Below are 6,549 nucleotides of genomic sequence, written 5' to 3'. Positions count from 1 at the left end.
GTGTAGATCGGGCCTAGGCGTACGACGCCGTGCAGGGGCGGGCGGTGGGCGCCGAGGGTTACGGGGTGGCCGTCGGCTTCCAGGAGCCAGAGGCGGTTGGCCGCGATCAGCGAGCGGACAGTCGCACCCAGGTCGGCAGCTCGGTCGCCCGGGACCCAGCCTCGGCGGGCGTCTTCGGTGCGACTCATCTCGTCCAGCCAGTCAGCACAGACCTGTACGTCGGCAGCTTCGGCCAAGCGGGGTGTGCCGACTGCTGGGGGTGGCGCCAGTTCGGTGAGGCGGTAGAGGCGGACGCCGCCGACCTCGTGGAATTGCTTGCCTGTGGCAACTGACCAGGCCTTGGCGAAGCGGGCTGCAGGCTCGCCTTCCCCTTCGATGCCGGTGGCATCCGGGGCCACCTTCAGAAGCTGAGCGACCAAGGCACCAGGTTGATCCGGTACGTCGCCCAGCCGGATCCCGCGCGGTTCGCGGGCGACTGCGAAGCCGCCGGGGACCTCGACGAGAGTGCCGCCTTGGTCGAGTTCCTCCAGCAGGGCAAGGTGTTCAGGTGAACGCATAGCCAACGAAGTCCTGCACCGGGCGGTACCCGATGGCGGCGTAGATCTTGTTGGACGTCGGGTTGGCAAGATCGGTGTTCAGGCAAACCTGATCACCGCTATCCCGCAACAGCCGGGTGACATGGGCGGTCAGCGCGCTCGCGTAGCCGCGACCCCGACACTCCGGTGGCGTGTAAACCGGCCCGACCCGGACGACCCCGAAGACCGGGTTCTGGTGGCCCACCATCGTGACGACCCGCCCGCCGTCCTCCCACACCCAGAGTCGCTCCCGCTCGATGCGCTGCAGCAACCAGTGACGATTGGCAGCGGCGCCTTCATCCGGATTGCCGACCTCAACCCGGTAAGCACCGAACATGGGTGTCACGATGTCCAAGTCGGCGGAGGTCGCGAGTCGCGGCGCCCCCTCGGCCTTCTGATCGACGAAGTCACCCAGCACATGCAACCGCGAGCGATCGACGACGGCGAAGGCCTGGCCAGTGCGTGCGCCGAACTGCTCGGCGAAGAATCGCGCCGGCTCCTCCGCCCCGTGCACCGTCCGAGCACCAGGCATGGCCTCGGCCAGTACGTCGACCACCGGCGGCACGAGCTCGATCGGCAGACCGGCTAGCTGGATTCCGCGCAACGACCTCCAGAGGACCGCACCGATCACCTTGTCGGTGTTGTCGTGCACGGAGACAAAGACCATCGCCGGATCGTTCAGAATCCCTTGAACACTGTCCGAGATGTTAGTCAGCAGAGTGGTATTGAGCACCGGATCACGTTGCAGATAAGGAAAAACCAGCTCCTGAAAGCCCGCAGCATCGTGCGTCACCCGTGCGATCACGGCGTGAACTCCAGTACGACGAAGTCGGCGAGCGGGCGATACCCGGCCTGGTGGTAGATCTTGTTCGAGGTCGGATTGGCCAGGTCGGTGTAGAGACACGCCTGGTTGCCGCCAGCAAGAATCTCGGCAGTCACGTAGCTGGTCAACGCGCCCGCATAACCATGCCGGCGGTGCTCCGGTGGCGTGTAGACCGGCCCGACCCGGCAGACGCCGAAGATCGGCCGGTGGTAAGCGACCATGCTCACCGCCACACCGTCGACCTCCCAGATCCACAGCGTGTTCTCGGCCAGCTTGTCCTCGGCCCAGTCCCGGGTCTCGTCACCGAGCTCCGGGAAACCGTCCCCAGCCCAGGCCGCGACCAGGTCGATGTCCTCAGACTGCATCGGCCGGGCGACTCCGGCCTCGGCGGTCAGCGGAGCGGGCGTGATCAGCTTGTGCAGTCGCGTCCGCATCACCTCCTGCACCTGACCACCACGCCGCTCGCACCAGCGCTCCGCAAACCGCAGCGCCGCCGCCGCGTCCCCGGCAACCCCGCCTGGCACCACTTCGTCGTACAGGCCCTCGGAGACCACGCCGTCGTACAAGTCGAGGTACTGATCGGTCACCAGGTCCACCAGGTCCGCACGCAGCGATCCCAGGTAGACGCCGCGTCCGGGCGTCCGCATCGCGACGCCGATCACGTCCTCGTCGTGGACGGAGACGAAGTACGGCGGGATGTCGTCGACCGGCCGGATTCCGATGGCCCGTTCGTGCACGTTGCTGAGGATGACCGTGTTCAGCACCGGATCCTGTTGCAGGAAAGGGAAGGCGAGTTGCGAGAAGTCAGCCGGGTCGCTGGTCACCTGGACGCGCATGATCGTTGAGACTACGCCTCCTCCGGTGCCACCGGCGACCGCATTGGGTAGGGGAAAGTCCACCTGCGTCCGGGGGTGACGACCATCGAGTGCGCAGCGGATTACCGGGAGTGTTGGGGCAAGCCACTCCAACGGAAGAAGACCGTGATGAACAAGCTGGGCGCAGTACTCGCCATGACCGTCGGCACGCTCCTCGCGGCCGGTCCGGTCACGACTGCGGCGGCTGCCGACGGACCGGTCGTCGTGACGGACAAGGGAGCCGTCCGCGGCAAGCTGACCAACGGCGTGCGGGAGTTCCAAGGGATTCCGTACGCCGCTCCCCCGGTCGGTGCCGACCGCTGGGGCTCGCCGCGTCCGGCGGCGAGGACTGTCTGTTCGTCAACGTGACCAGCCCACGGCAGGCCCGCAAGCTGCCGGTCATGGTGTGGATCCACGGCAGCGGCTTCCGGAACGGGTCTGGTGCGATCTACCGGCCGTATGACCTGGTCAACCGCGGTGACGTGGTGGTCGTGACGATCAACTACCGGCTCGGAATCTTCGGCTTCCTCGACCACCCGGCGCTGGACGGTACGACGGCCCGCAACCGCTCCGGCAACTTCGGGCTGGAGGACCAGCAGGCCGCGCTGCGCTGGGTCCAGCGGAACGCTGCAGCGTTCGGCGGTGATGGGCGCAATGTCACGGTCTTCGGTGAGTCGGCCGGTGGCATGAGCACCTGCGCGCAGCTGGTCTCGCCGGCCGCTGCCGGGCTGTTCCAGCGAGCAATCGTGCAGAGCGGACCATGCACGGTCAACAACTGGGCCGAGTGGGACGGCTCGCCCAGCTGGAGCACCAGCTGGCTGCCGCGCCCGCGTGCCATGGCGGAGACGCAGGGGCTGTCTGTAGCAACCGATCTCGGCTGCGCCGACGCCGCTAAGGCCGCCTCCTGCCTGCGCGGTCTCTCGACCGAGAAGCTGCTGACCAAGTCGGAGTTCGGGTTCGCACCGGTGTACGGCGGCGGTGGGGTGCTCCCACTGGCGCCAGTCGACGCACTGACCAGCGGACGGTTCAACAAGGTGCCGGTGATGCAGGGGATGACTCGCGACGAGTACCGCACGTTCGAGGCGGCTCAGCAGCAGTACGGCGTGCCCCCGATGCAGGACGAGTCCGAGTATGCCGCACGAGTCGCCGCCTACGTCGGTACGGCGAACGCGGGGAAGGTGCTGGCCCGCTACCCGGCGTCGAACTACGGCTCGTTGAGTGAAGCGTGGTCGGCTGTCGTGACCGACGCCAACTTTGCGCGGTCGGTGACGGATGTCAGCCGGGCGCTCCGCCGACAGGTGCCGACGTACGCGTACGAGTTCGCCGACGACAAGGCGCCGTGGGTCGCCAACAGCCCGCAGCCCACCTTCCCGACCGGTGCGTTCCACGCCGCTGAGCTGCAGTACCAGTTCGACACCGACTACTTCGTCGGCCGGCAGCTCACCCGGTCGCAGCAGCAGCTCGCCGACCAGATGACTCGCTACTGGACCCAGTTCGCCCGGACCGGTTCGCCGAACGCCGCTGGCTCACCGCACTGGCCGACCACCGACGGCAGCACTGCTCAGAGCCTGGCACCGGGCAAGAACGGCGTACGGCCGGTGAACTTCGCAGCCGACCACCAGTACGCGTTCTGGCAGGCCGTGTACCGCTGAGCTGGTCAGCACGGAATTACACTGCGGAAATGTCCACCACGCGGTTGCTGCTGCTCGGGATCGTCCGGATCTTCCAGCCGGCGTACGGGTACCAGCTGCGCCGCGAGCTGCTCACCTGGAATGTGCAGGACTGGGCCAACATCAATCCGGGCTCGATCTACACCGGGTTGCGGACGCTGGCCAAGCACGGGTACCTGGCCGAGCTCGAGGAAGGTCCGGGGCATCGGCCGGGGCGGACGTCGTACAAGCTCACGCAGGACGGGGAGACCGAGTTCTACTCGCTGCTGCGGCAGCACCTGTGGACCGTGGACGGTTTCCACCCGGACCGGATGCAGGCCGCACTGAGTTTCCTGTGGACGCTCCAACGGGACGAGGTGCTGACCGCGATGGAGAACCGGATCACCCAGATCGAGGCCCGGCTGGCGGCGGCCCCGTTCAACGAGCGGCAGATCCAGGCGGACCCCGGCACCCCGAACCAGGTCGTCGAGATGCTCCGGATCACCGCCGCCCGCGACCGCGGCGAACTCGCCTGGACCTGCGAGTTCCGCGACCGCATCGCGAACGGCGAATATTCCTTCGCGGGCGAGCCCCCGGACTGGAATCCTGACCCCGCCCTGATCGCCGAATGGCGAGACCGCCCCACCAGCTGACCCCAACCCGCGTCCGCTCGGCCTCCGCCGCCGCAACCATCTGATGGGTTCCCCCACGAGCTTGCGGGTTCTGTACCCGCATGCGGGTGGGGAACCCACAAGCTGCTGGGCCAACCCACGAGATGGGGCGAAGGGCGGACTATTCAACATTGACTATTCAACGTTGATTGAGCAGACTGTCTACATGATGATCGAAGCTCGCGGACTTGTCCGCACGTTCAAGACCCGGCGGGGGCCGGTGCAGGCGGTACAGGGGGTGGACCTGGCGGTCGCCGACGGCGAGATCGTAGGTTTCCTCGGGCCCAACGGGGCCGGTAAGACGACGACGATGCGAATGCTGGCGACTCTGATCCAGCCGACCAGCGGCACCGCGACTGTGGCCGGGTGTGACCTGGCCAAGGACCCGGTGGGCGTCCGCCGCCGGATCGGCTACGTCCCGCAGAGCGGGTCCACGCTGCCCGAGGCGATCGCCGGCGACGAGGTCGTCGACCACGCCCGGCTGTACGGCGTACCGAAGGCTGAGGCGGCTGCCCGCGGCCAGCGGCTGTTCGAGGAGCTGGATCTGCCGGGGCTGTGGCGTCGGCAGTGCAAGACGCTGTCCGGCGGACAGCGGCGGCGGCTCGACATCGTGATGGGGCTGATCCACGACCCCAAACTGATCTTCCTGGACGAGCCGACCACCGGCCTCGATCCGCAGGCCCGGGCCAACCTGTGGGAGCACATCCGCGGGCTGCGGGCGCGCGGCGCGACGATCTTCCTGACCACGCACTACCTGGACGAGGCGGACGCGCTCTGCGACCGGATCCTGGTCATCGACCACGGCAAGATCGTCGGCGCCGGCAGCCCGGAGGAGCTGAAGCAGCAGGTCTCCGGTGACGGTGTCCGGCTCGATCTGGCCGACGCGGCGCAGGCACCGGCGGTCGCCAAGATCGTCGGTGAACTGGACGGCGCAGTGGCCGTCGAGACCGACAGCAAGACGGTGAACTTCCGCATCCCGCGTGGCGGCTCGGTGCTGCCCGGCCTGCTGCGATCCATCGACGCTCAGGGCATCGAGCTCGAGGGGGTCGAGGTGCACCGGCCAACGCTGGACGACGTGTTCCTCACGATGACTGGCCGCTCGCTGCGTGACGAGGACGCGGACGCGCCGACTGACAAGGAGGTCGCGGCATGAGTGCCAATGTGATGGCCCCTGCCCGCGGGAGCAACGTGCTGCGCGAGACCTGGATCGTCTTCAACCGGGCCATGCGGCTGTCGCTGCGCAACCCGATGTGGTCGATCCTGATGCTCAGCCAGCCGCTGATGTATCTGTTCCTGTTCGGCCCGCTGCTGAAGCCGATCACCGCGCAGATCAGCGAGGGCGCGACCACGAACGCGTACCAGGTGTTCATCCCCGGTCTGATCGTGCAGCTCGGCATGTTCGGGGCGATGTTCGTCGGCTTCGGGCTGATCGCGGAGTACCGGGCCGGCGTGATCGAGGCCGACCGGGTGACCCCGGCCTCCCGGATCGCTCTGATGGCAGGCCGGGTACTGCGCGATGTCGTCGTACTGGTGGCGCAGTCGGTGCTGCTGCTCGTGGCGGCGCTGCCACTCGGGCTGCGGGCACCATGGAAGGGCGTGCTGCTGTCACTGGTGATTGTGGCGCTGCTCGGCGCGACGTTCGCGTCACTGTCCTACTCGGTGGCGCTCATCACCAAGAGCGAGGACGCACTGGCTCCGCTGCTCAACGGGATCGCCATGCCGTTGCTGCTGCTGTCCGGCATCCTGCTGCCGATGCAGATCGGTCCCACCTGGTTGCAGCGGCTGTCTGACATCAGTCCGCTCAAGCACGTGGTCAACGGAGTCCGGGCAATGTTCCGGGGTGAGGTCACCAGCAGTCCGGCGCTGTGGGGCCTGTTCTGGGTCGTGCTGCTGACTGTCGTCGGTCTGGCAGTCGGTGCGCGGACCTTCAGGAAAGAATCGGCTTAAGTTCACCGGGGCGTCGCATGGCCGGGCTAA

General features: G+C 67.5%; 6 protein-coding genes and 1 pseudogene. 4 read left to right on the top strand and 3 right to left on the bottom strand.

The features are described from left to right. The 3 genes from E1261_RS20400 to E1261_RS20390 form a co-directional block, all read right to left on the bottom strand. On the bottom strand, nt 1–557 hold a 557-nt coding region (locus tag E1261_RS20400; RefSeq protein ID WP_420814017.1), incomplete at its 3' end, for a hypothetical protein. After that, nucleotides 544–1,242 (bottom strand): GNAT family N-acetyltransferase, encoded by a 699-nt coding sequence (locus tag E1261_RS20395; protein ID WP_132408735.1) that lies wholly within the window; start codon nt 1,240–1,242, stop codon nt 544–546. The genes E1261_RS20395 and E1261_RS20400, both read right to left, overlap by 14 nt. Nucleotides 1,243–1,376: 134 nt before the next feature. Further along, entirely contained in the window at nt 1,377–2,234 is an 858-nt protein-coding gene (locus E1261_RS20390; protein ID WP_132408733.1) for a GNAT family N-acetyltransferase, read from the bottom strand. Between the two features lie 147 nt (nt 2,235–2,381). Here E1261_RS20390 and E1261_RS20385 point away from each other — a divergent pair. The 4 genes and pseudogenes from E1261_RS20385 to E1261_RS20370 all read left to right on the top strand — a co-directional run bounded on the left by E1261_RS20385 (nt 2,382) and on the right by E1261_RS20370 (nt 6,519). Beyond that, nucleotides 2,382–3,904: pseudogene (locus E1261_RS20385) on the top strand (carboxylesterase/lipase family protein). Between the two features lie 29 nt (nt 3,905–3,933). After that, nucleotides 3,934–4,554 carry a PadR family transcriptional regulator gene (locus E1261_RS20380; RefSeq protein ID WP_132408731.1) on the top strand — a complete coding sequence of 207 codons (621 nt, stop codon included), beginning with the start codon at nt 3,934–3,936 and terminating at the stop codon, nt 4,552–4,554. A 184-nt stretch (nt 4,555–4,738) separates the two neighbouring features. Then, nucleotides 4,739–5,725, top strand: a complete 987-nt coding sequence (locus E1261_RS20375) for an ABC transporter ATP-binding protein (RefSeq protein ID WP_132408729.1) — start codon at nt 4,739–4,741, stop codon at nt 5,723–5,725. Continuing rightward, nucleotides 5,722–6,519: an ABC transporter permease gene (locus E1261_RS20370; protein ID WP_238176327.1), complete on the top strand. Its 798-nt coding sequence runs from the start codon at nt 5,722–5,724 to the stop codon at nt 6,517–6,519. Before E1261_RS20375 ends, E1261_RS20370 begins: the two co-directional genes overlap by 4 nt. Nucleotides 6,520–6,549: the final 30 nt, after the last annotated feature.

It is taken from the genome of Kribbella albertanoniae, from assembly GCF_004348455.1.
Lineage (GTDB): Bacteria > Actinomycetota > Actinomycetes > Propionibacteriales > Kribbellaceae > Kribbella > Kribbella albertanoniae.
This window is presented reverse-complemented; position numbering and strand designations above follow the sequence as displayed.

Bases quoted from the DNA above. Each gene is read 5' to 3' on its own strand.
- E1261_RS20390 (WP_132408733.1), bottom strand. From the start codon at position 2,234: ATGCGCGTCCAGGTGACCAGCGACCCGGCTGACTTCTCGCAACTCGCC.
- E1261_RS20370 (WP_238176327.1), top strand. From the start codon at position 5,722: ATGAGTGCCAATGTGATGGCCCCTGCCCGCGGGAGCAACGTGCTGCGC.
- E1261_RS20375 (WP_132408729.1), top strand. From the start codon at position 4,739: ATGATGATCGAAGCTCGCGGACTTGTCCGCACGTTCAAGACCCGGCGG.
- E1261_RS20380 (WP_132408731.1), top strand. From the start codon at position 3,934: ATGTCCACCACGCGGTTGCTGCTGCTCGGGATCGTCCGGATCTTCCAG.
- E1261_RS20395 (WP_132408735.1), bottom strand. From the start codon at position 1,242: ATGGTCTTTGTCTCCGTGCACGACAACACCGACAAGGTGATCGGTGCG.